This window comes from Pseudoxanthomonas jiangsuensis (genome assembly GCF_010093185.1).
Classification (GTDB): domain Bacteria; phylum Pseudomonadota; class Gammaproteobacteria; order Xanthomonadales; family Xanthomonadaceae; genus Pseudoxanthomonas; species Pseudoxanthomonas jiangsuensis.
In genome coordinates this window covers 1-547 of record NZ_PDWL01000124.1, presented here as the reverse complement: position 1 = coordinate 547, position 547 = coordinate 1, and the positions used below count along the sequence as shown (strand labels likewise).

1 protein-coding gene is annotated in these 547 nt (G+C 59.0%); it reads right to left on the bottom strand.

The window, feature by feature from the left end; genetic code table 11:
• Window positions 1-547 (bottom strand): PilC/PilY family type IV pilus protein (locus tag CSC62_RS17600; RefSeq protein ID WP_281353330.1); only part of this gene is annotated, 547 nt, incomplete at both ends.

Here is a 547-nt window from a genome sequence, read left to right as displayed (position 1 = left end):
CCACATGCGTACGACTGTGGAACCGCGGGGCCGTCAGCCGAGTCGGGGGGTTGAGCAAATCGAATTTCCAGATAGCTCCCTTTGGATCGGCAGCATAGACAGTATCTGCGTAGCCATCACGCACCCTTGGCGTCTGGCCCGGGCCGCCCCCCCGATCAACAACCACGATATTGCCCAAACCGTTGCTACCGGAAACAGTACTGCCGCTCTCGGCAGCTTCGATCATGGTTACGGTCGGCGTACCTGTCTTGATATCTACAAGAAACAGGACGGCTTTCCCGCTAGCGCTGTTGTAGCCATTGCCGAAGACCGCCTTCCAGGTCACCGTGCCATTCGAACTCAAGATCGGCACGATGACCGGCTTGCCGAGCACAAATCCGATATTGACACGTATCGCAGCGGACAACGAGCTGTCGAGATCGCTGATCTCCCAAAGCCGGCTGGCCGCCGTCACACTGGTAGGCGTCGTGACGTCCATCGCAAAAACGCTTCGGCCGCCAGCGCCAGCAGTGCCGACTAGGCTGGTTTTCCATGCGCCGCCATAGTA